Origin of the sequence: Paraflavitalea speifideaquila (assembly GCF_032395985.1) — a bacterium.
GTDB classification, from domain to species: Bacteria; Bacteroidota; Bacteroidia; order Chitinophagales; family Chitinophagaceae; genus Paraflavitalea; species Paraflavitalea speifideaquila.
In genome coordinates this window covers 3,632,646-3,652,641 of record NZ_CP135920.1, presented here as the reverse complement: position 1 = coordinate 3,652,641, position 19,996 = coordinate 3,632,646, and the positions used below count along the sequence as shown (strand labels likewise).

Here is a 19,996-nt window from a genome sequence, read left to right as displayed (position 1 = left end):
GAGGCTTTCCCGGGACTTAAAAAGTAAAGCTAACCTGCCCTGGCTTGTTTATTAGAGGGCTGTGAGAGCGCCCCGGATTGCTTATAAAGGGTATCCTTGAGAACTTGATTGCCACTTTTTCACCTGGGTAATTCAATCGCTAAAACAAGTTGTCTTTTCAGTCTTCAGTCTGGATAGCAATAGGGACAGGCAGCAGGACTTTTGGACTTTCAGTCGTTCGGTCTCTAAGAGCTTTCTGTGCTGGTTTAACTTGTTTTTCTTCTTACCCCACCAGATATAGAATCCGGTAATGGGCAGTGAAGCCGTGATCAGTGCAGCAAAGAATACAGCAATACGCAAGGGAAGACCGCCTATGCCGCCTGTATGGATATCATAGTTGAGGCGGTTGGCTTTTTCACCGCCATTGGCATCCGCATATTTACCGCGGGCGCCTGGAGGAAGTTCCTGGGCAGTATATTGGTTGAAAACAAGGAGGTCGCCATTGAAAAACCGTTTATGTTCCGGGTAGATCCGGGCCGTCACTACACCTGTACCATTGGCTGGGATCAAATATTGCACACGCGCAGCTTGGGGATAACGCGCATCTATCTGGCCGGCTATCTGGTCCAGCGCATTGCCCGCCAGTGGTTGGGCAGGCTTTATCGATTTCAGTTTATCGGCCGTGGGATAATTTTTACCACCACTGAATACCCAGTATTCGGCATTGCGTACGGCATCGAAACCCCATACCAATCCGGTTAATACCACAAACAACATGATCCAGCCGGCATAAAAACCCAATACTTTGTGCAGGTCATAATTCAAACGCTTGGGAGAAGCATCCAATTTGATAGCGAAACTTTGCTTGCGCAGGGCCTTTGTCCATTTACGGGGCCACCACATGATAATGCCTGTTATCAGGATGAGTCCAAAGATCAGCGTACTATAGATCACCATCCCATTCCCTATAGGATCGGGCAACCACAGGTGCATATGGCCATTGAGTACCTGTCGGAAGAACTCCCGGTCCATATTCTTCACCTTCAGTACCTGGCCCGAATAGGGATTGAGGTAAACTATATAATAATATCCCTTCTTTTTATCGTTGAAACTGACGGCTACGGAATGATCGCGGCCTGCAAAACCAATGCGTGTTACTGCTTTGCCGGGCAACTGGGCCTCGGCCTGTGCTTTGAGGGTGGAGACGGGCGCAAATGCCTGGTTTTCAGGTTTCACATGCAGGTAGGAATAAAAAGCCTCCGACAGTTCGGGTTGAAAGGCATACAGTGCTCCTGTCAAAGCTACAATGACTATCACAAGGCCCGATCCCAGGCCCAGCCACAAATGCAGTACCCCCGCTAGTTTCTTAAAAGTCAGCCGTTTAGCGGGTGCGGGCGAGGCCTTATAGTTCATTGCTACTCAATTGAGTGCGCAATTTGCTTCAACAACAGTTTACCTGGTTTACTCAATGCGGAAAAATGCTTACGAAATGCGGATAATTTCTGGCATAAATCCATTCCAGCAGTCCGGGGAGTTGATTGCCATACCCGGTCATGCATTTCGGAGCTGGAAAAAGACGCTTCGTCGCCCTATAGCGTCATGCAACGCCTGCTACCGCATCATCACCTCCAGGCAGGCTATTTTTGCCCCATGAGAACCATATATCAATTTCGTGTCCTGACTGTGCTGACTGCTGCACTGGCTTTTACCTCGTTCACAAAGCCCGCTTTAACTAATCAGCAGGCCCCTTTTACTGGTAAATACTGGGTTTTGGAATCCTCCACCGTTGTACCGGCCGTTGACCTCAATATGGATGGCAAACCCGATAAGGACATCCGAGTAATGATGGAAGATTGTGACCTGGATGATGGGGAAATGTATAAGACCAATGGAAAGACCATGAAAGACAATGGCCGCAATAAATGCGATGAAGAAGATGAGCAGGTTGTAGAATCCGGTACCTGGACCTATGATGCCGCTTCTAAGCAAATCACCGTACACCATTACAATACGGACAAACCCCAGACCCATACCTTGAAAGAGATCTCAGGCAGTAGAATGGTACTTACCTATACCTTTAAAACACCCAAGGGTAGTTCCCATACCATCACGGCTGTATTAAGAGCTAAATAAAATTTACTTTACCGGTACAACAAAACTCCGATGATGCTATATTCGCCCCGTGAAAAAATGGTTTACCTGCATACTCCTCCTCATTACAATGGCTGGCACTTTTTGCCCCTGCTGTATTGAGGAGGATTGTGCCGATGAGCCCCTTCAGGAGGTACCTTCCTCCCACAACAACCATAAGAGCGAAGGCGCCTGTTCTCCTTTCTTTGCCTGCGGCACCTGCGCCCCCTCTGTCGATCCCATTCATGCCGGTGTAGAAGTGGTGGTTTCTACTCCCCTTTCTATTGATCATCAGTCTTTCTTCCTCCTGCAGCTAAGCAGTTATACTGCCCCATTCTTCCAACCTCCAAGGCTCGCGTGAACGATACTTTCCGCGAATCAATCCTGATCATTTATTAAACTATAACATGAAATACCTTTTATAGGCATGGCCCTGTGCTGCTTTGTATCGGCAGCCCAGGCTCAACATACATTTACAGCTATTATCAAGGGGGCGAAGCCCAGTCCACATTGGCGGCCGCTACCCTTACCTGGAAAGAACAAAACAAAACCATCCTGGCCGATTCAACCGGCAAGGTGGTGATCACCAATATACCTACTGGTCAACAAACCTTTATCATCAGTCATATTGGGTTTGAAGAAAGGCAATTAATACTTGTCTTTCCCCTGGCCAACCAGGAGGCCATGACCATCGAACTGGAAACGGCAGAAGAAGAGGAGGAAGAAGAAGTGGTGGTAACAGCTACCCGCACCAGCCGTACCATTGCCAACCTGCCCACGCGTACAGAAGTGATCTCGGGCGAAGAACTGGCTGAGAAAGGCAATATGAAACCCGGCGACATCCGGATGATGCTCAATGAAAGCACCGGCATCCAAACGCAGCAAACATCGGCCACCTCCTACAATTCGGGTATCCGTATCCAGGGACTGGATGGACGCTATACCCAACTGCTGCGAGATGGTTATCCTTTGTATGCAGGTTTCTCCGGCGGCTTGTCCCTCTTACAGATCGCCCCACTCGACCTGAAACAAGTAGAGGTGATCAAAGGCGCGGCTTCCACCCTCTATGGTGGTGGCGCCATTGCCGGCCTGGTGAACCTTGTATCCAAAACTCCGGGAAAGGAAAGGGAGCTCAACTTCCTGGCCAATGGTACCTCGGCCAAGGGACTCGACCTGAGCGGCTTTTACAGCGAACGGTATGGTAAGGTGGGGCTTACTGTTTTCGCTTCCCGCAACAGCAATGCCCCCTTCGATCCGGCAGATATCGGCCTCACCGCCATTCCCCAATTTGAACGGTATACCATCAATCCCCGCCTCTTCCTCTATGGGAATAAAACAACGGCAGATATTGGTGTTAGTTACATTACCGAAAACCGTACCGGTGGTAATATGAATTATATCAAACACGGGGGTACGGGATACTATGAAAAGAACAATACCGATCGCATCACCACCCAATTGGGCATAGCTCACCAACTCAATGAGCATACCACCCTACAATTAAAGAACAGCTATACCCGTTTTGATCGCAGCATTGCCATCCCTGGTTATGTGTTCGATGCACAGCAGCAATCATCTTTTACGGAGTTGACCTGGAACCGCAAGGGCGAAAAATCCGATTGGGTGGTGGGCGCCAACCTGCTCACGGACGACCTGCGCGAAAATAAAACAGCTGCCAATGCTTCGCGTGATTATCATTACAATACCGTGGGCGTTTTCATCCAAAATGCCTGGACGGTTACAGAACAGTTTACCCTCGAAACAGGATTGCGGGGCGATTATGTGCACGATTATGGATTTGAACTACTGCCCAGGATATCGGCGATGTACAAGATAACAACAGCCCTCACCACCCGCCTTGGCGGTGGCTTTGGTTACAAAACACCTACTATTTTTACCGAAGAGGCCGAACGCAGGCAATTCCAGCACATACTACCCATCAACGTCAACCAAACCCGCAATGAACGTTCTGCAGGGGGTAATTGGGATATCAACTACCGTACCCACCTGGGGCAGCTAGGGTTTACCCTCAACTATATGTTCTTCTACACCAGGCTCAACAGGCCCCTGGTACTGACAGATGCCGGCAATAGCAAGCTGGAATTTGAAAATTCCACCGGGTATATTGATACCAAGGGTATGGAAACCAATATCCGCCTCACTTATGCGGATTTTAAACTCTTTATAGGTTATACTTACACCGACGCCAATACGCATTATAACAGCAGCCAATGGCTGCCGCTGACCGCCAGGCACCGGCTCAACAACGTGCTGATGTATGAGGTGGAGGACAAGTGGAAGATTGGCCTGGAAGCCTATTACTATAGCCGCCAGCAGCTTAGTGATGGCAGCTTCGGCAAATCATACTGGATCACGGGTTTGATGGCCGAGAAACTATGGGAGCGCTTTTCCATCTTCATCAATTTCGAGAACTTCAGCAATACCCGGCAAACCCGGTTTGATACGATTTATACCGGTTCCATTGACAGCCCTGTTTTCAGGGATATTTATGCCCCGGTGGACGGTTTTGTGGTGAATGGCGGCATCAAGCTGCGTTTATAGTTTTTTGTTGTCCATATCTTACGTAGCTTTAAAGGAATACGTAGGATATGGACAACAAACTAATATACTGGATACCGGTAGTCGGTTTCATTGTTTGCATTGCACGTTATGAAAAGGAAAATACCTTGGGCATGTTCTGGAGTTATTACCAGGCAGCGATGGTGATTGGCTTCATTTCGATTATTGCAATTATTGGCTATTACAATAGCTAATGATCATCATGTCCCGGAGCTACTCCGGCTTTCGTACCCACCCTTTATAACAAGGGGCAGCACTACCGGCTCCTGATCGTTATTTGCCCCTTAATTAGTCCCTCACTGCTGGCCGTAATGACAATATTGCCAGGCATTTTTGCTTTGCCTCGCACAATGACCAGTGCCATTCCACTGAAAGCTGCCCGCTCTGGTGACGCAAAAGATACCAGGTCGGCTGCATTTCCATTATCGGTTGCCATGAGTTCTCCTGCACCCTCTACTGTAAACTTGATCAGGTTGCCCGCCTGTGGCACTAGCCTTCCTTCCTTGTCCAGTACGCGCAGTGTAATAAAACAAAGGTCCTCTCCATCAGCATCCATAAGCGGCCGGTCGGCTTCCAATTGCAAGGCTGCAGCGGCATTGGTAGTTTCGGTCATGGCCGTGGCCCAGGTTTTTCCATTTTTATAGGTAATTACTTTCAGCAGTCCCGGTTGATAGCGCACGCTATCCCAGCGAAAACGGTATTCACCCGCCGTCCGCTTTTGACGACCCAGGGAACGATTGTTGAGGAACAACTCTGCCTCATCGCCCGATGAATACACCTGTACCGGAGTAACTTGCCCTACCCGCTCGGGCCAGCTCCAATGGGGCAGGATATGGGCTACCGGCAGGTCGGGCCGCCAACGGCTTTGATATAGATAGAACCGGTCTTTCTTAAAGCCTGCCAGATCTATAATACCCGAATACGAACTGCGGGCCGAATAATAAGGTGTTGGCTCGCCCAGGTAATCCCACCCTGACCACACAAACTCACCAGCCACGTAAGGATGCTTATCCTGCGAGGCAAATACCTTATCCGGCGAAGCGCCAAACTGGGCTGTATACAAATCATAAGCGCTTACATATTGATTGCGCGGATCACCACCCGTAGAATCACTCACCGGGGCGCTGGTGCCACTTGTTACCGGGAAGATATAGGTGCCACGGCTACTGAGTGCAGAAGCCGTTTCGCTACTGAAGATCATTTTTCCGGGAAATTGCTCTTGAAAAGCCGGGTACAAAGGAGCGGTACGTATACCGCGTAAATGTGCATAAGCCGGCGCATCCCGGATGCCCTCCCCTGGTAATTGAGGCTCAAAATATCCATCACCCCGGGAAAAGGCATTGTTGGTTTGGCATAGTTCATAGAGGCTGTTGCAGGTCTTGTACTATCTTCCTCCTTCACGATATCATATAAACGCCTGGCCACCTTTGCACCTGCCTCCTCTGTATATTGCTCCCCTACCTCATTGCCAAAACTCCAGGCAATGACCGAAGGATGGTTACGGTCACGCCGTATAAACGACCGCGTATCCGCCTCCCCCAATCGCCAAAGATCAAATGAAAATCAAGGGGTGTTTTGCCCCGCTCCCAACAGTCAAATACTTCATCAATCACCAGGAAACCCATGCGGTCTGTAAGGTCCAGCAGTTCAGCAGCAGGTGGATTATGCGCCAGCCGGATCGCATTGCAACCCATTTCGGCCAGTAATTCCAATTGCCTTTCTGCCGCCCGGGTGTTGAAGGCTGCTCCCAGGGCCCCCAGGTCGTGGTGTTGGTTCACGCCTTGTATGCGCACTGCCTGGCCATTCACCAATAGCCCATGTTGTGGATCGAATACCAGCGACCGGATTCCAAAAGGTGTTTCATATACATCCACCGGTTTGCCGCCTGCATATACACGCGTAACAGCCTTATACAGCTGTGGTTTTTGCGTTGGCGGCGGACCCCATAACAGCGGATTGCTGAGTGTGAGGGAATTGGTTGACTTCCATTTTTTACCTGCTCCAACATTTGCTGTGGCCCGCCCAAAACTGGCTACTTTTTTCCCATAGGCTTTCCCTCCCTCATCCACTACAAAGACATCTGTCACCAATTCCACGGGCTGTTCCTTGCTTGATTTATTGACTATCCATACATCCAGGTCAATGATGGCAGAGGCTGACGATACATTTCTTGTACGTACAAAGCTGCCCCATTGGCCTACCTGCACGGCATTCAGCTTCGTAAGCCATACATGCCGGTAAAGGCCTGCACCCGGATACCAGCGGGATGAATTGGGGGATTGTCTAATCTGATAGCCAATTGATTACTGCCGGCTATTTTAATATAAGGTGTAAGGTCTAGCCGGAAGGCATTGTACCCATAAGGCCATCCACCTACAAGCTGCCCATTGAGCCATACCATGGCATACGACATGGCCCCGTCGATATCCAGGAAGATCGATTTGCCCCGGTCGCTGGCCGGAATATTGAGTTTCCGGCGGTACCAGGCCACCCCATTCACTGGCAGGCGTCCCATGCCACCACCTACCATGGCATTGGCTTCCTTATAAAAAGGCCCCTGATAGCCCAATCATGTGGCAGGTTAACCGCCTCCCAGGCACCGTCATTGAAATGACTTTGCACAAAAAGGAAAATCACTCCCGGGATTACCTGTAGGTCGTTGGTGGTGTTGCGCAGGGTCCTTAATGAAATCGTTGGCGGTAGGCAGTATCCATTTTTTTAATACATGATCCGAAGCGGCTGCTACTCCCGATTCATTGGCCCGGGTATCGGCTACTATATTGTCATTACGGTTGCTCACTATTGGCCGTTCGTCATACACCAGCTTATCTGCCTCGCCCGTATACCGCATAAAACGCCAGCCTTTGTCGAGGTTTATCCGCTCGCGCAAAGGTGTACCATTAATTTGGGACCTGGTGGTTTGGGCCCAGGCACCTGTACCCACACTGCTAATTACCAGCAACACAACCACCATTTGCCTACTGCCTATGCCTTGTTTCCATTTTTGCATGAATTATCCTTTAAAAACAAGAAGGAGTGGTGATACCACCACATTTGTTGATGAAACCAATATGGTAAAACTGCTGGAAATCAGCTTGATTAACTAGCACATTATGACAAATTCATGGATCAAATGTTGAAATGAAGTCACGATTAACCGGGCAACTCCGCCAGTGGCAATGGTGGCGGTGCTATTGATAACTGGAGCTCAAACCTGTTGCCCACCATTTGTATTTTTACCGCCCCCACGTATAGTGATAGCTGGCAGGAATCGGGCAGCCTGAACATCCATTACAGCCTAACCCAAACAGCGTTGACCGGTACCGGGAATGTGCAATCCTCCACCACACCCTTTATGGATGTCACTAATCCTGCAGGAGCCGATGGGATTTGGTATACGGCCGAGGATGGATTGGTACTCAATGCCGGTACACCCGATACCTCCGGCCTGTTTCCCGGTGATACCGATGTATTGGGCAATGCTGTTGATATAAGTGGATTATCGGCGGGGCTGTATTATGGTATGATGAATGAATTACAGGTGAAGTTTATGAAAGATTAATACAGTTAGGGAAATCCCATGGTAATCCTTACTAAATCGATCATATTACCTGGTATTGCCTCTTAAGACCAGCAGTACGGGCGAAGTGGGAGAATTGGTCGTTATAACGGCCGAGGATTGAAAGGCGCCGGGCCGGGAAGCATCAAATTTTAGTTTTATGATGGAGGAGTCATTGGGCCTTATTGGATTGGATGAGTAATCGGCCACTGTACAATGACAGTCTGGCACTGCCCGCTGAATGTACAATGCATGCTGGCCCGTATTATAAATTGTATAGCTAACCTCAATGGGGACATTCAATTTGATCTCCCCTACGTCTATCAGTGTTGTTGAAAATTTTACAGTTGTCATTGGCGTATTACCAGATGCCTCTGGGGCTGTATTTCTTTTTCTATAGTATACTACTATGGAAATAACAAAGAGCGCAATCGCTGTGAGCAACCAAACGTATTTCATATACAAGGATTTAGGATACTTACATTTCCTTCAAGGTAAAGGTCAATAAAGCAGTATTTTTAAAGGAGTCAAGACTGCTCAGCTGGTTATGCAAGGCCGGAAACCTGCTTTCCACCAACTGTGCATTTCTTTGTAAAAAGGGGGCTATTTTATTCAGGTCTGCTGCCATGATCAATTTACCATTACACTCGTACACCAGGTGTGAAAAGATGATATTCAGGCTATCGGTCTTTATATCGGTTACCAGGGTTTTGCCCGATGGTATATGATAGAAAGCCGTCGCTCTGCCGTTATTCATGTAATTAAACCCTATATAGTTATTGTATTTTACAAAGGCTGGATATTGGAAACCATAGTTGGTTAAATGCTTAAAAAACTCCTCCTGCTTCAAATTGGAGGGAACGTTTTTGGCCCCATAATTTATGCTAAATACTGGCTTTGCTGTGTCGTTCTCCATCAAATAATAAGTGCCTGACAATGCGGGGTTGAAATAAATACTGCCGCCCGTAGTAAAGAGCCCGCCACTGAATTTGATGGTACTGCTGATATTGGGGGTAGATCAAATAGCAGGTCTTGAACGATTCCATTTGAATCGGACAGGATCATGTTTTTATCCTCAGAGACCTTACTGTTATTTTGATTAACGTAAAAGATCCAGGCATTGGAAGAAGCAATGGCAAAAGAGGTCGCCCAAAACTCCAGCCTGACTTCTCTTAGCAGGACCCCATTCAAAGAAAACTCTATCATCTTGCAGGGATTATTGCACAATACCAGGATGGAATGGTGCACTGGATTATACTCCATGTCTTCCACACGGGAAAACTGCCCTTTGCCTACGCCCAGGCTGCCCATATTATACAAGTATTTTCCTGTTGAGTCAAATACTTTAATGGCCATGTATTTATCATCTAGCAGGAAGTATTTGTTTTCCTTATAAAGGATCTTGTGGATCCCCGAAGGGCTGGAAATAATAGCATTGTCATTCACCTCAAGAGGCACAAGGCGCACACTATCGATATAAGTGGCGAGGGAAGCATGTTTTATTTCAGTGCTCAAATTGATCACCACAGGAATATCCGCTCCAATATACCCTTTTCGTGCCTGGTTACAGGACATTAATACAAGCACCACTAACCCAATAAAGATTAGCAGCGGCATTCTTTGATTCATTTGTTTTACTTGAAATAAGCAGTTAAATATACAGACCCTATGTATTTAAGGCCTTCCGGTAGAAAGAAAAAGGGTATTATATCCCTGATACAATACCCTGGTAAGTTGAAAGCGACAGTTAGGGGCAAATTCCAGCGGGTGCACAGGCGCCATTACCTACGCCACAAACTGTAATTTCTGTTGTACCGTCGTCACAAAGGCCTTTGTATTCCCTCCACCCAGTAGCTTCAGCAGCATTGGCCTCTTTAAGTAAATTGAAGTTTCCCTTCGAGTCCGAAGAAAGCGTAATCAAAAGCGCAGCGACAATGAAGCCGGCAGTCGCCAGCCGGATAAGGTTTTTCTCATGTGTTTAATTTTTTTAAGTATGACAATTGCATATTGAATATAAACAATTACCTGTAACCGAGTTTCGGATAGGTTATATTTTTTAAACCATAATGCATAATACGGCAATGGTTATGTAGGCAGTTTATTTTACCTGGCTGCTCTTACAATCGTTGGACTGTACCCTATAACTTCACCCGTTGCTGACTGGCAGCCGACCTGTAGATGGCCTCCACGATACGGATATCGCGCAGTCCCTCTTCGCCGGGTGCTATCAGCGGTTTTCCCTGCATAATGGCCAGGGCGTCATCATCCATTTGCCTGGTCTGTTGCCAGGGTACCTGGTAGGTATGGTCAAAGGCGCCTAATGGGCTGCTCCCCTTTTGCCCATTATAGGCTGAATAGGGATTCACTTCAATAGTACCCTTTTCGCAAATGATATCGATGAAATTGATATTTTCTCCAAAACTGGTTTTGATATCCGCCACTACACCCCCTGGAAATTCGAGCCTGGCTACGATGGTTTCGTCAAGGCCATTCTTATATATTTCCGGACGGGTGGTAGAAGTGGTGGCTGATACAATGGCCACAGGTTCCATACCTGTACCCAGGCGTGCGCCCTGAATGGAATAAACACCCATATCGTACAATACGCCACCACCCATTTCTTTTTCTGTTTCCAGTGGTCCGTCCGGTTATCCCGGTAGCCGGCAGCACAGTTTACCTGCTTTACCTTACCCAGCAACTGCTGTTGTACGATGCGCCGCCATTCCTGTGTATTGGGCTCATGCTGCAGGCGATAACCAATGGCGAGTGTGCGCTTGTTCTTTTACAGGCATCGATCATTTCCTGGCATTCCTTTTCTGTCATGGCCATGGGCTTTTCGCACCACACATGTTTGCCTGCATTGGCCGCCCGGATGGTGTATTCCTTATGCATGGAAGGCGGTAATACCACGTATACCACATCAATATCGGGGTTATTGGCAATGCTGTCGAATGTTTGGTAGTTATAAATATTCTTATCGGGAATATGGTATTTCTTTTTCCAGGCTTCAGCCTTGGCAGGTGTGCCGGTAACAATACCCGCGAGGTAACAATGCCTGGTTTGCTGTAAGGCAGGCGCCAACAGGTCCGTACTATAATAACCAAGCCCTACCAGCGCTACACCCAGGCGGTCTTTTTTTCTTGCGGGATGTAGCGAATAAGGAATGGGGTGATAAAGCACAAGGCCGCTGCCGGCCACTATTTTTTTGAGGGCATCTCTGCGTGATTGGGATAACATGGTCATGGTTTTTGAGTGTTGAACGATCTATCGGCCTTGAGCCAATATCCCTAAATTTAATTTATTTTAGCGGTAGGACCAGCAATAGGTAGCACGGTTACCGTCTTTTACTGTAGCTTGCCTTGGGCTGATTTACCAATTAATTGATAACGAACCTGAAATGGTGTCTAATTTACATTTATCGGGAAAGTTCAGCACGCCACAGGCGGGTGAAACAATAGAATTCCGGAAGGATGAAACAGGGCCTGCTTTTTCCTGGCGCAGCCCAACGATGGATAAGGTGGGTACCTATCGATTGTACAGCAGCAACGGCCTATATTTATTAGAATTGCAGTTTAACTATGCCCGGGAAGCTACCTATCAATTTACTGTGTTGGATAAAGAGGGAGAGATGGTAACAGCATTCACCTTGACTGATGATGCCGGCCGTGTGGTGACGGCAAAGAAAATAGGATCTAATAAGTAGTAACCAAGCGTTACGACAAGTGGCGGGCAATCACCATCGGGTCAATAGCATTGTGCGAAGTAGTATATACCACTTGTTTGTCTTTGATCAATATGATCTGAGGCGATTGGTGCGTAACCTTAAGCTCCTCTGCTACCAGGTTGGAGATAGGGCGGTAAGTAAGGAGGTCCAGATAGTGAAAATCGGCTTTTCCTTCAATTACATTAAAGCCGGTTTGTAGCTTGTGTTTGGCATGGGCACTGATGCCGCAGGTGGTACTGTCCTTAAAGATGATCTGGGGCTTATCGGTCGAGTTTTCCAGTAGCGTATAAAAGTCTTCCTGTTCTGTAACAGATTTCCAATTATTCATCCTGCAAAAGTACGCAATTATACCCATAACTGGTCTATTGCGTCCAAGGTATCTCTGTGAAAGGGCCTATTTAAAACGCCTAAGTCGTTGAGGTAGAATTAACTAAAGAAAGGGCGTGTATCAACCACTGATACACGCCCTTAGAATTATAGGTTCAATTGAACGAATGGCGGTAGTGCTGTTTATTTTACAATGTAGCGCACAAACTCACCAAACCCAATTGACGACATACCTGTCACACCAGAACCATTGCCTGCGCCAACGGCTGGCCAGGTTTCATATTTCTTGGAGCCCACATAGATATCCGGGGCAAATTCAAAGGTGTCTTTCAAAGCCAGCGGAGCGCCAAAAAGGTGGCCAGCTCTGCCGCAGTGAGCGTTATATTGACTGGTAAGGTTGTAACATCTGCTTTAAACACCTTTACACTTCCTGTAGTGCCATTCCTTTTTCTGGCCACCACATCAATTTTGGTGGGGGGTGGCACCGGCAAAATACATCCACACTTTAAAATTACCCTGGAATCCGGCAAGATTACTAAACGTAATAGAATTTGCACTGCCCGCTTCCATATTGGTGCTTATCACAGGTACATCTTCTATCGCGACGTTTTTAGGGATCGCGCCATCATCCTTAGAACAGGCGGTGAAGGTTATAACTGTAGCGAAGGCAATAGTTTTGAATATGCTTATTTTCCGAAGTTTCATGATCTGCATTTTAATAAATGATAAAACGATTAAGGCTGCCAGAATACTTTATAATTTTCAGGCGCCTTTTGGGGCGGTGCGTTTTTGTTCAACCCAATCTCTGCTAAGCTAAAGGGAATGGACCAGGGATACTTACGGTCATTGTTTACTGGCGTGATCTTTCCATCCGGCCCTGTTACACTGGTAACTGAACCTTCCGGGGCAGGTGCAAACAATACGGGGAATTTGGTTCTCCTATAGTCAGTATAGTTATCCAATGGGTTTTCAATCCGGTTGATCCATTTCTCGGTTATCACATACTCCATTTTCTTGGCATTACTACCAGCATCATAAGCTGTCAATACACCTGCTTTGTAAGTGGTGGTAGCAGCTTGTGAGGCGATCACCGGAACTGTTTGTGGAGCGCCGGCAGAACCAGGTTTCACATAATTGGCAATGATATTATCCACCTGGCCAAACGACTCATCCAAGGCCTTGCTGAATACCGCCCGTGCATCACCAGGCGCGAGGCCGGCCAGGATCAATTCTGCTTCCAGGTATAAGCGGTCAGTATAAGTTATAAATTCATGAGGACGGGCACCCGTTCCTGCATTCGCTACTCCAAGGGAGTTGATACTCTTAGCTGCGCCATCATCATAACGGCCGCCAGCTGGATATATACCCATGAGTGAATATGTTTGGCTGTTAGACCCATCACGGCAAGGTCCCGCAGAGCCAAAGATGATGGTAATAAAGCCCCCGTCACGAAACTCAGTACAATTTTCAGGTGTTGGGTTGGAGCCGCCTAATGGTGATTTCTGGTTATAGATGTAATAAGGGATCCGTGGATCTGAAAGTCCGTTCAAGATATCCGGATTTCTTCCTTTCATGATCTCGTACAACCAGGGGCTGAAAAGCTGTCCACCACGTTGAGTAGCGGTATAATCGCCGTAAGCGGGTGCCTATCATCTGTAGTGCCAAGAGGGCCATAGGGCATCATAAAACTCTCGCCTTGCGTATTGATCAGCGAATTGGGCGCTGCCAGCAATGCTGTTACCTGCGTTTTTACATCCTGTACCAGCCTTACCTGAGTATACAGTTTAAGTTTGATGGTATTGGCCGCTTTGATCCAATTGGCAGTATTCCCTTTATAGATAAAATCATCACTTGCTGGCTTGGAAGGGTTCACAGTCGGATTATTGATATCGGCAATACCCTCATCCAACAACTTTAAAAGCTGTGGATAAATATCAGACCCTTTGTCGAATTTTGGTTGCATAATGCCTTCCTCAAACCGGTCATATTCCGAAAAAGGAATATCGCCCCATACATCGACCATCATACTCACTGTATATGCCTTCAGGATCTTGGCAATACCTACATACACAAAACGGTTTTCAATAGCGCCCCGTTTAATGATCACATTCAGGTTGGAAATGGCGCCATATAAGCCATTCCACCCAGCTTCGCCAGCTCCATATCTGTCGGCTCCAATACGGCCTGTAAGTTGGTGTGTGTAGAGTGACAGGCTATTACCCAAGGTAGAACCTAACGAAATGTTGTTGGCAATATTCCGCTCAGCCGCACTCAATACCATCGACATTTGTACAGAGGTGGGCGTTGGGTCATTGAGGTTCTTATTTACATCAAGGAACTTTTTACAGCCGCTTCCCGTAGCCAGAAGGAGTGATAAGGCTGTAAAAGAGTGTATAAAATATTTCCTGTTCATTATTGACAATTTTCTGGTGATGTTAGAAGGTTACGTTTAAGTTAATACCAAACCGTTTGGAGCTAGGCGCGCCACCGGTTTCAACGCCTTGTGTACCACCTCCTACTACCGAGTTCATATCGGGGTCGAAATTTGTATACTTAGGTACATTGGGCGCAACATACCAAAGGTTGCGGCCATTCACTGATAGCGTAACATTCGTTAACTTAAGTTTGCTTACCAGGCTTTGGGGCAAGGTATAACCCAGGCTTATTTCTCTTAACCTGTACACGGTACCGTCGAATACCGAATATTCAAATGCACCATTTGTAGCGAAGCTTTGTCCAGTACCTGCTGTGAAAAACAGGTCATTCGTAGTCACCCTGGTTTGGTTGGGCACTGTTTTGCCACCTATCAGCATGGGTACATAGTGTTGCAGGCCATCTGCACCGGTAACGGTGTTCGGGTTGGCATAAATACCAGTGATCACCGCATTTTTCTCCCGGTTTTCAGTATCTCTGGTCACACCTCTACCCAACATACCATTGATGGTTTCAGAATAAAAATCACCACCTACGGTTGCATCAACCAATACATTCAAAGTAAATCCTTTGTAAGTAAGCGTATTGGTGACACCCATTTTGAAGTCTGCATTAGGATCACCCACCATACCATCAGTTGGGTCACTTAAAGGCATACCTGAAATAGGATGGATCAGCAATTGTCCATCATCCGAACGGGCAGAATAGCTTCCTCTCAAAAAGCCATAAGGTTTCCCGGCTTCTATCCAGTTAAAACCTCCTAACTGACTCCGGGTGAGTCCTTCAATCAGTTTCTCTACGGTATTCGTATTCTTGGTGAAAATACCACGGACATTCCATTGCAGGTCTTTGCTACGCACCGGGGTTACATCCAGGGCTATTTCCCAACCTGTATTGCGGATCTCGCCAAGGTTGGTATAGAAACTACCGTAACCGGTTGTTTGTGGAAGCGTGATTGGATAGATCAGGCCGGTAGACTTTTTATCGTACCAGGTTACCTCCAGGCCAATTCGTTGATTAAAGAAACGCATATCGGTACCCAACTCTAATTCTGTGGTGAATTCGGGGTAAGTTTCGGATCGAAGACGGTACCACCTCTTGTGGCAAGCGGCTGACCAGCAAAACCCGCAGCGTTCAGCGCGAAAATAGCTTCGGTATTGTGTGGATCTGCGTCTTTACCTACCCTGGCAAAACCTGCACGGATCTTACCATAATCGAGCCAGCTGGATTTAAGGTTAAGCGCATCCGACCAAACAATCGATGTAGAAATGCCAGGATAGAAATATTGTGCTTCCGCATAAGGAAGCGTAGAAGTGAGGTCTTCCCTTGCTGTCACAGTAAGGAAAGCAAAGTTTTTATACCCGATGGAGGCATCTCCAAAGAGACCTACCAGCCTTCTTTTGCTTCTACTATCACCATCAAATCTTTGGCGACGGGTATTTCTAAGGTTATACAAACCCCTTACCACAAAGTCGGCACCATACTGCACCTGGTTGCGGGTATTCCTTTCATTTACATCAACACCCAAGTTTACATCCAGGCTCCAGTCCTTGTTTATTTTAGGGGTGAAAACAGCCAGTATTTTACCATTGATCTCTTGTTGCCTGTACTCTACCTCGGTAAGGTTACCTGCAGGATTATCAGCTCCTCCATAAGAAGACTTATCAATGATCTGATCCCTGAAAAGCCCATAACTATTAATACCGCCATTGAAGTCGACCCTTACCCAGTTGTTGAATTTGTAAGAGGCCCGAATATTCGCCACCGTACGGTCATCAAACGTGGTGATCGTATTGTGGTAGGCTCCCCCATACAGGATTGGTGTATTGACCGTCATTAAAGCCAATCTGGTCTCCCGCCCTGTTTTCTGATGGGAAACCGGCAATATCCCAGTTCCTGGCCATGGTATAGGTACGGCCCCACTGTGAGATGAAGCTTTGTGCCTGACCAATGTAACCGCCTACTTGTTTAGAACGGGCGTAAGAAACGTTACCGCCAATGGTCAATTTACCTACGGAGGTCTGACCACCCACACTCACATTGCTTTTCCGGTAGCTGGAGTTGGTGATGTAGCCACTTTGGTCAAGATGCGACAGGGTAACGCTGAAAAGCGATTTTCCCTCACCGCCATTAAGACCAACAGAGTGTTCCATCAGGTTGCCGGTAGTGAACAGGTCTTTCACGTTATTGGGATAGGCCTTATAAGCTGCTTTTCCGTTGGGGAAGAGTTCTGGATAAGAAGCAAACATGGTAGCCCAGGTTGTAGCTGGAATGGAATCGATGCCTGAGGCCGAAGTGCCAATTACATTACCACCTGCATCATAGATAACACCTTTTCCAAACCGGGCTCCCCAGGATCCATTAGAACCTTGTGCTCTGAAGTTGGCGCCTGCACCGTATTTATTCTGGAATTCAGGCATGTCAGCTACCTGCTCAACACTGAATCCAGCCCTGTAAGTTACGTTCAGGGATTTGGCCCCTTTTTAGGGTTGCCCGATTTAGTGGTGATCAGCAATACTCCATTGGCAGCCCGTGAGCCGTACAAAGAGGCTGCTGCAGCACCTTTCAATACATTTACCGATTCAATATCATTGGGGTCAATATTATTGATACCGGAACCGTAGGTGCCGCCACCAGTAAATGAGTTAGAAGTACTAACGATGGAATTGCTGTACGGAACTCCATCGACTACAATCAGCGGGTCACCGCCACTGAAAGAAGCCACACCTCTTATTTGGATGCGGGATGCTGCACCCGGTGCACCCTGTCCCGCCCGTATGTCCACACCCGGTACCTTACCAGCCAGGGTATTTAATACATTCGGCTCGGACTTCTGTAACATGGTAGCGGGGTCAACTTTGGATACGCCATATCCCAAGGCCCTTTCCGTACGTCTGATACCCATTGCCGTTACTACTACTTCCGATAAATTGTCTTTAACAGCATACAGCATTACTTCTACTGAAGAATTGTTACCTACTGCTACCTCCTTGGGAGCATAGCCCACGCCGGTTACTAACAGGACATCGCCTTTCGAGGCTGTGATTTTAAAGTTACCTTGTTGATCTGAAGAAGTACCTGTTGTTCTTTTTCCTTTGATGACAACAGAGACAAAAGGAATGGGTGCTCCTTTTTCGTCTTGAATCTTACCTGAGATGGTAAGGACTTGTGATTTACCAACCATTGCAAAGCATAGCATGGCCAGTAAAAAACTAAGCAGTTTTTTTCTCATGTGCGTTTTGGTTTGGAGAACTGTTACTAAATTATTACAGTGGAAATATAGAATCTTTTATCAAGAAAAGAATGATTTTCTTCTTGCGCAAACATAAAAAAATTAGGAAGTTTTACTAACTTACTTTTGAGCAGGCAGTAATAGTTGATAAAAAAACGATAGTGTTGGAGCTAAAAGTTGGCAAGTATTGCGAACAGGAATATATGTTAAATAATACGCCTATGACGGCCTGAATTCCCCCTGGGCATTGGAAACCAGGAAATAGCCGGGCAAGTAAACTGATCTTGATCTGATCCCAACTAACGTTTGTTCTTCCCTGTAAGTAGCATTTTTGGCTTCTTTATGCCCAGTGAATGTTACCGGCCGTAGGTGTTTTCATTTAAGGTCTTTCGGGTGAATGTTCCAGGCGTACAGTTAATACCCGGTTCATAATTACCTGTTTGTTTTGCGCCACTGCACATACGCAGCCGGGCATATCTGCGGTGGTCCAGCTTAAGAGCCTGTCTACCTCGGCTGTTTTGTCCTGGGCTATTGCAGAGGTGCCCATGGTTAATACCATGATAAAGGGGGTATCCGGCAAAGGAATTGCCGCAGGTTAGTGCTGGTGGCGGTATTACTGCCCATTTGTTGTTGCATAACCAGTTTGCTTGTATAATGATCAATTGTCTTTTGTGAAAACCCGCTCCCCTCCCCTCCTTTTTAGGGTCATTTGTTTTTGGGCTGGGTCAAATTCGATGACCACGGCACCTTCAATCTGAAATTTATCTTGTGCTATTGCTTCCAGCGCTGCAGGAGATTCATTGCCTGGCTGCACGTACAGGGTAGTCCCTTTTCTGCTGATCGTAAATTTTACGGGCGCCCCGGGATTTGCATATACACCTACGTATTTGTCTAATATCTCAGGACTTACCTCAATGGTTGCGAAAGTGGGAATCTGAAATGGCAGGTTATAGTAAATATCAACAATACCGCGAAGGATGTTGACTACAGGATACACTTTTGCATTGGTGGTGTAAGCCACCGCCAGCTTTTCTTCCGGCAGGTACGCCAGCCATGCGCCGTAATTGTCAACCCCGCCGGTGTGTCCATAAAAGGTTTTGCCGGCAAACGTAAAGGGTTCCATACCTATTCCCTCCCCTTCCTTCATGGTTTTCATATGTTGGAGACTCTCTTGATCAATTAATTTCAGGTCAAACAGTGCCTGGATGAACATCGCCATATCGTTTGGTGTTGAAACGATCGAACCTGCACTGTAGAGTAATGTTGGATGTGTTTCGTTTCCTTGTTTCCATTCTCCACCCACATTGAAGTAGGTAAGGCTTTCGTTTTTACTTACCTCAATATTGGCTGTTGCGCTATAGGTGTCTTGCAGGCCCAACTTAGCAGTGATCTTTTCTTTGAGCAACTCACTATAGGACTTGCCGGTTACCTTTTCGAGGATAAACCCCAACAAATGATAGCCTGCATTGCTGTAAGCATGTTTGGTATCCGGTTCAAAATCTGGTGTACCCCTGGCGATAGTGGCCAACATTTCTTCCTTTGTAATGGCAGTTGTGGAAGGTGCAGACCGCAAATTCTTATCCAATAGGGCATCATGGATACCGCTGCGATGGCCAGGATCTGCCCGATGGTGATCCTTTCAGCGTTGGGGATCTGTGGTAGGAATTGGGCGAGCTTATCGGTCAGTTTTAATTGGCCTTCCTCTACCAATTGCAGGATCATTACGGCGGTGAACATTTTGGTGATCGAACCGATCCGGAATTTACTGGATACAGTCAATGGTTGGGTTGCTGTTCCGTTGATCTGGCTGTAGCCGATGGCGCGGTTGTAAAGCAGCTTACCATCGCGGGCGATGGCCACACTGCCCATCGCTTTTTCTTTTCAGCGAGCCGGTCAAAAAAAGAATCGAGCCTGACTTTGTCAACCTGTTGTGTATAGCCTGTGTTCAACAAGGTGAATGTCATTAACAATGTGAGGAGTGTCTTATTTTTCATATATCAAGTTGTATGATGGGAATGATGTAATAAAACCG

Annotated in this window: 27 protein-coding genes and 1 pseudogene; 7 read left to right on the top strand and 21 right to left on the bottom strand. The window is 47.0% G+C overall.

Going from position 1 to position 19,996, the window contains the following annotated elements; genetic code table 11:
* Positions 1–132: 132 nt before the first annotated feature.
* On the bottom strand, positions 133–1,392 hold the full coding sequence (locus RS881_RS24840) for a PepSY-associated TM helix domain-containing protein (RefSeq protein WP_315823554.1): 1,260 nt from the start codon (positions 1,390–1,392) through the stop codon (positions 133–135).
* 357 nt (positions 1,393–1,749) lie between these two features.
* Here RS881_RS24840 and RS881_RS24835 point away from each other — a divergent pair, with 357 nt between their 5' ends.
* From RS881_RS24835 to RS881_RS24820, 4 genes are all read left to right on the top strand, one after another.
* Positions 1,750–2,112, top strand: coding sequence for a hypothetical protein (locus tag RS881_RS24835; protein ID WP_315823553.1), 363 nt, complete (start codon positions 1,750–1,752; stop codon positions 2,110–2,112).
* Between the two features lie 49 nt (positions 2,113–2,161).
* Entirely contained in the window at positions 2,162–2,470 is a 309-nt protein-coding gene (locus RS881_RS24830; RefSeq protein ID WP_315823552.1) for a hypothetical protein, read from the top strand.
* Between the two features lie 149 nt (positions 2,471–2,619).
* A complete protein-coding gene (locus RS881_RS24825) occupies positions 2,620–4,671 on the top strand; it encodes a TonB-dependent receptor plug domain-containing protein (protein ID WP_315823551.1) in 2,052 nt (683 codons plus the stop codon).
* Positions 4,672–4,718: 47 nt separating this feature from the next.
* Positions 4,719–4,883, top strand: a complete 165-nt coding sequence (locus RS881_RS24820; RefSeq protein ID WP_315823550.1) for a hypothetical protein — start codon at positions 4,719–4,721, stop codon at positions 4,881–4,883.
* A gap of 62 nt (positions 4,884–4,945) precedes the next feature.
* On the opposite strand, the gene RS881_RS24815 is transcribed toward RS881_RS24820, so the two are convergent.
* The 5 genes from RS881_RS24815 to RS881_RS24795 are packed head-to-tail and all read right to left on the bottom strand — an operon-like array spanning position 4,946 to position 7,699.
* A complete protein-coding gene (locus RS881_RS24815) occupies positions 4,946–5,890 on the bottom strand; it encodes a DUF4982 domain-containing protein (RefSeq protein WP_315823549.1) in 945 nt (314 codons plus the stop codon).
* On the bottom strand, positions 5,887–6,231 hold the full coding sequence (locus tag RS881_RS24810; protein WP_315823548.1) for a glycoside hydrolase family 2 TIM barrel-domain containing protein: 345 nt from the start codon (positions 6,229–6,231) through the stop codon (positions 5,887–5,889). The genes RS881_RS24815 and RS881_RS24810 overlap by 4 nt, the downstream gene beginning before the upstream one ends.
* The gene (locus RS881_RS24805; protein ID WP_315823547.1) at positions 6,147–6,896 is read right to left on the bottom strand and encodes a glycoside hydrolase family 2 TIM barrel-domain containing protein; all 750 of its coding nucleotides are present in this window, start codon (positions 6,894–6,896) and stop codon (positions 6,147–6,149) included. The genes RS881_RS24810 and RS881_RS24805 overlap by 85 nt, the downstream gene beginning before the upstream one ends.
* A gap of 5 nt (positions 6,897–6,901) precedes the next feature.
* A complete protein-coding gene (locus tag RS881_RS24800) occupies positions 6,902–7,258 on the bottom strand; it encodes a sugar-binding domain-containing protein (RefSeq protein WP_315823546.1) in 357 nt (118 codons plus the stop codon).
* Between the two features lie 33 nt (positions 7,259–7,291).
* Complete coding sequence (locus tag RS881_RS24795) at positions 7,292–7,699, bottom strand: hypothetical protein (protein WP_315823545.1); 408 nt, start codon at positions 7,697–7,699, stop codon at positions 7,292–7,294.
* Between the two features lie 207 nt (positions 7,700–7,906).
* Here RS881_RS24795 and RS881_RS24790 point away from each other — a divergent pair, with 207 nt between their 5' ends.
* Entirely contained in the window at positions 7,907–8,251 is a 345-nt protein-coding gene (locus RS881_RS24790) for a hypothetical protein (protein WP_315823544.1), read from the top strand.
* A 45-nt stretch (positions 8,252–8,296) separates the two neighbouring features.
* Here RS881_RS24790 and RS881_RS24785 read toward each other — a convergent pair whose 3' ends face one another.
* The 5 genes from RS881_RS24785 to RS881_RS24765 all read right to left on the bottom strand — a co-directional run bounded on the left by RS881_RS24785 (position 8,297) and on the right by RS881_RS24765 (position 11,485).
* Complete coding sequence (locus RS881_RS24785) at positions 8,297–8,707, bottom strand: DUF1573 domain-containing protein (RefSeq protein ID WP_315823543.1); 411 nt, start codon at positions 8,705–8,707, stop codon at positions 8,297–8,299.
* A 19-nt stretch (positions 8,708–8,726) separates the two neighbouring features.
* Positions 8,727–9,098: a hypothetical protein gene (locus RS881_RS24780; protein ID WP_315823542.1), complete on the bottom strand. Its 372-nt coding sequence runs from the start codon at positions 9,096–9,098 to the stop codon at positions 8,727–8,729.
* Positions 9,099–9,163: 65 nt separating this feature from the next.
* Positions 9,164–9,865 carry a DUF4934 domain-containing protein gene (locus RS881_RS24775; RefSeq protein WP_315823541.1) on the bottom strand — a complete coding sequence of 234 codons (702 nt, stop codon included), beginning with the start codon at positions 9,863–9,865 and terminating at the stop codon, positions 9,164–9,166.
* Positions 9,866–10,386: 521 nt separating this feature from the next.
* Positions 10,387–10,866: a Gfo/Idh/MocA family protein gene (locus RS881_RS24770; RefSeq protein ID WP_315823540.1), complete on the bottom strand. Its 480-nt coding sequence runs from the start codon at positions 10,864–10,866 to the stop codon at positions 10,387–10,389.
* A 64-nt stretch (positions 10,867–10,930) separates the two neighbouring features.
* On the bottom strand, positions 10,931–11,485 hold the full coding sequence (locus RS881_RS24765; protein ID WP_315823539.1) for a Gfo/Idh/MocA family protein: 555 nt from the start codon (positions 11,483–11,485) through the stop codon (positions 10,931–10,933).
* A gap of 160 nt (positions 11,486–11,645) precedes the next feature.
* Between RS881_RS24765 and RS881_RS24760 the strand changes: the two genes are divergently transcribed.
* A complete protein-coding gene (locus RS881_RS24760) occupies positions 11,646–11,951 on the top strand; it encodes a hypothetical protein (protein ID WP_315823538.1) in 306 nt (101 codons plus the stop codon).
* Positions 11,952–11,961: 10 nt separating this feature from the next.
* Here RS881_RS24760 and ytxJ read toward each other — a convergent pair whose 3' ends face one another.
* A complete protein-coding gene (gene ytxJ, locus RS881_RS24755) occupies positions 11,962–12,300 on the bottom strand; it encodes a bacillithiol system redox-active protein YtxJ (RefSeq protein ID WP_315823537.1) in 339 nt (112 codons plus the stop codon).
* A 182-nt stretch (positions 12,301–12,482) separates the two neighbouring features.
* Positions 12,483–12,632, bottom strand: a complete 150-nt coding sequence (locus RS881_RS24750) for a hypothetical protein (protein ID WP_315823536.1) — start codon at positions 12,630–12,632, stop codon at positions 12,483–12,485.
* A gap of 21 nt (positions 12,633–12,653) precedes the next feature.
* Between RS881_RS24750 and RS881_RS24745 the strand changes: the two genes are divergently transcribed.
* The gene (locus tag RS881_RS24745) at positions 12,654–13,025 is read left to right on the top strand and encodes a hypothetical protein (RefSeq protein ID WP_315823535.1); all 372 of its coding nucleotides are present in this window, start codon (positions 12,654–12,656) and stop codon (positions 13,023–13,025) included.
* A gap of 8 nt (positions 13,026–13,033) precedes the next feature.
* On the opposite strand, the gene RS881_RS24740 is transcribed toward RS881_RS24745, so the two are convergent.
* The 8 genes and pseudogenes from RS881_RS24740 to RS881_RS24705 form a co-directional block, all read right to left on the bottom strand.
* Complete coding sequence (locus tag RS881_RS24740) at positions 13,034–13,849, bottom strand: SusD/RagB family nutrient-binding outer membrane lipoprotein (RefSeq protein ID WP_315823534.1); 816 nt, start codon at positions 13,847–13,849, stop codon at positions 13,034–13,036.
* Positions 13,850–13,869: 20 nt separating this feature from the next.
* Positions 13,870–14,712: a SusD/RagB family nutrient-binding outer membrane lipoprotein gene (locus RS881_RS24735; protein WP_315823533.1), complete on the bottom strand. Its 843-nt coding sequence runs from the start codon at positions 14,710–14,712 to the stop codon at positions 13,870–13,872.
* Between the two features lie 22 nt (positions 14,713–14,734).
* On the bottom strand, positions 14,735–15,775 hold the full coding sequence (locus RS881_RS24730; protein ID WP_315823532.1) for a SusC/RagA family TonB-linked outer membrane protein: 1,041 nt from the start codon (positions 15,773–15,775) through the stop codon (positions 14,735–14,737).
* 2 nt (positions 15,776–15,777) lie between these two features.
* Entirely contained in the window at positions 15,778–16,569 is a 792-nt protein-coding gene (locus RS881_RS24725) for a SusC/RagA family TonB-linked outer membrane protein (RefSeq protein WP_315823531.1), read from the bottom strand.
* Positions 16,508–17,152, bottom strand: a complete 645-nt coding sequence (locus RS881_RS24720) for a hypothetical protein (protein ID WP_315823530.1) — start codon at positions 17,150–17,152, stop codon at positions 16,508–16,510. The genes RS881_RS24725 and RS881_RS24720 overlap by 62 nt, the downstream gene beginning before the upstream one ends.
* A gap of 44 nt (positions 17,153–17,196) precedes the next feature.
* Positions 17,197–17,964 carry a TonB-dependent receptor plug domain-containing protein gene (locus RS881_RS24715; protein WP_315823529.1) on the bottom strand — a complete coding sequence of 256 codons (768 nt, stop codon included), beginning with the start codon at positions 17,962–17,964 and terminating at the stop codon, positions 17,197–17,199.
* Positions 17,965–18,343: 379 nt separating this feature from the next.
* Entirely contained in the window at positions 18,344–18,523 is a 180-nt protein-coding gene (locus RS881_RS24710; RefSeq protein ID WP_315823528.1) for a hypothetical protein, read from the bottom strand.
* A 99-nt stretch (positions 18,524–18,622) separates the two neighbouring features.
* Positions 18,623–19,833: pseudogene (locus RS881_RS24705) on the bottom strand (serine hydrolase domain-containing protein).
* Positions 19,834–19,996 lie beyond the last annotated feature (163 nt).

Coding starts and splice junctions, on each gene's coding strand:
- RS881_RS24775 (WP_315823541.1), bottom strand. CDS start 9,865: ATGCCGCTGCTAATCTTTATTGGGTTAGTGGTGCTTGTATTAATGTCC.
- RS881_RS24710 (WP_315823528.1), bottom strand. CDS start 18,523: ATGGTATTAACCATGGGCACCTCTGCAATAGCCCAGGACAAAACAGCC.
- ytxJ (WP_315823537.1), bottom strand. CDS start 12,300: ATGAATAATTGGAAATCTGTTACAGAACAGGAAGACTTTTATACGCTA.
- RS881_RS24770 (WP_315823540.1), bottom strand. CDS start 10,866: ATGGGTGGTGGCGTATTGTACGATATGGGTGTTTATTCCATTCAGGGC.
- RS881_RS24725 (WP_315823531.1), bottom strand. CDS start 16,569: ATGACGGTCAATACACCAATCCTGTATGGGGGAGCCTACCACAATACG.
- RS881_RS24815 (WP_315823549.1), bottom strand. CDS start 5,890: ATGATCTTCAGTAGCGAAACGGCTTCTGCACTCAGTAGCCGTGGCACC.
- RS881_RS24720 (WP_315823530.1), bottom strand. CDS start 17,152: ATGCCTGAATTCCAGAATAAATACGGTGCAGGCGCCAACTTCAGAGCA.
- RS881_RS24760 (WP_315823538.1), top strand. CDS start 11,646: ATGGTGTCTAATTTACATTTATCGGGAAAGTTCAGCACGCCACAGGCG.
- RS881_RS24715 (WP_315823529.1), bottom strand. CDS start 17,964: ATGAGAAAAAAACTGCTTAGTTTTTTACTGGCCATGCTATGCTTTGCA.
- RS881_RS24840 (WP_315823554.1), bottom strand. CDS start 1,392: ATGAACTATAAGGCCTCGCCCGCACCCGCTAAACGGCTGACTTTTAAG.
- RS881_RS24795 (WP_315823545.1), bottom strand. CDS start 7,699: ATGCAAAAATGGAAACAAGGCATAGGCAGTAGGCAAATGGTGGTTGTG.
- RS881_RS24735 (WP_315823533.1), bottom strand. CDS start 14,712: ATGAACAGGAAATATTTTATACACTCTTTTACAGCCTTATCACTCCTT.
- RS881_RS24820 (WP_315823550.1), top strand. CDS start 4,719: ATGGACAACAAACTAATATACTGGATACCGGTAGTCGGTTTCATTGTT.
- RS881_RS24765 (WP_315823539.1), bottom strand. CDS start 11,485: ATGTTATCCCAATCACGCAGAGATGCCCTCAAAAAAATAGTGGCCGGC.
- RS881_RS24785 (WP_315823543.1), bottom strand. CDS start 8,707: ATGAAATACGTTTGGTTGCTCACAGCGATTGCGCTCTTTGTTATTTCC.